This window comes from Pedobacter sp. 05L430, from assembly GCF_056397585.1.
The window spans coordinates 1-1,401 of record NZ_JBFTNT010000525.1; the positions used below are offsets into that span (position 1 = coordinate 1).

The 1,401-nt window shown below is 38.2% G+C and carries 2 protein-coding genes; one reads left to right on the forward strand and one right to left on the reverse strand.

Annotation, left to right across the window (positions count from 1 at the left end):
• The coding region (locus tag AC1DG9_RS27040; protein WP_477635691.1) for an SDR family NAD(P)-dependent oxidoreductase at positions 1–457 on the reverse strand (457 nt) is incomplete at its 3' end.
• Between the two features lie 154 nt (positions 458–611).
• Here AC1DG9_RS27040 and AC1DG9_RS27045 point away from each other — a divergent pair.
• Positions 612–1,401: TerC/Alx family metal homeostasis membrane protein (locus AC1DG9_RS27045; RefSeq protein WP_477635692.1), on the forward strand; the 790-nt coding region annotated here is incomplete at its 3' end.

Below are 1,401 nucleotides of genomic sequence, written 5' to 3' on the forward strand. Positions count from 1 at the left end.
ATTTAGTTGCATTGTAATAAGCTAATGCTGGAAAGGCCATTAAGCCTCCGATTGAAGCGATATTGATGATGTGGCCACTCCGTTGTTTTCTCATATGGGGCAGCACTGCTTTTGTCATGTTGGCCAGCCCGAAGAAGTTGATATCGAACATTCTTCTGGTTTCGTGCTCGTCGCTGGCTTCTACTGAACCAAAGTAGCCAATGCCGGCATTGTTTACCAATACATCAACCCGTCCGAATATTTCGGTTAGTTGCTTTACGGCATCAGTAATATGATCTTGCCTGGTTACATCAAGCGTTATAGCTATTGAGGTTTCCGGGTATTGTTTAACGATATCTTCTACGTCGGCAATGTTACGGGCAGCAACTCCAGCTTTGTAGCCAAGTTCGAGTACTTGTTTTGCTAATTCCCGGCCAAAGCCTGTTGAACAGCCTGTTATGAGCCATACTTTTTCCATAATATGTGTTTTATAATTTTATATCTAAATAACAGTATAAGCGGAAGATGGTTGTCAGTATTTGATCATTTTAAATGATTGCAGAAATTTTAAATGACATGTTTAAAACCGATCTTTTTTAGCATTTTAGTGGAATTTCAAAATAGAAGTTAAAATGAGTAATAATTTGATTGATCACCCCGGGGTGATTACGGGATTTGCAGTTGTTGTTGTTGTGATGCTGCTTTTAGATTTGGGTGTATTTAATAAAAAAGTACATGCTGTAAGTAGTAAAGAAGCCGCTATATGGTCTGTGGTATGGATAAGCTTATCCATGATATTTAGTGGGGTAATTTACCTGACTTCGGGTTTTGAAAAGTTTACACAATTTCAATCGGCCTATTGGATAGAAAAGGCGCTATCGGTTGATAATCTTTTTGTGTTTATTCTGGTGTTCGGGTTTTTTAATGTGCCTAAGGAATTGCACCATAAAGTGTTGTTTTGGGGAATTATTGGGGCATTGGTGTTTCGCGCCATTTTCATATTTGCAGGTGTTGGGTTGATTAATTTAACTTATTTGCCTGAAATGACGGTGTTTGGCGAACTGATACGCATTAATGTTGTTTTACTGATTTTTGGGTTGTTTCTTATTTATGCCGGTATTAAATCTGGCCTGGCAAATGATCATGATGATGAGGACAAAGATTTTAGCAAAAGCCCTGGCGCCCGCCTGATTTACAAGTTCTTTAAAGTGAGTAAGGAGTTTGATGGTGCCAAGTTTTTTACGGTACAAAATGGTGTAAGACTGGCTACTCCTTTATTGGTTGTTGTAGCGGTTATTGAATTTACAGATCTATTGTTTGCAGTAGATTCTATTCCTGCAATTTTTGCCATTGCACCTGATGATCCGCTAATTTTATATACGTCTAATATTTTCGCTATTCTTGGATTGAGGGCTTTGTATT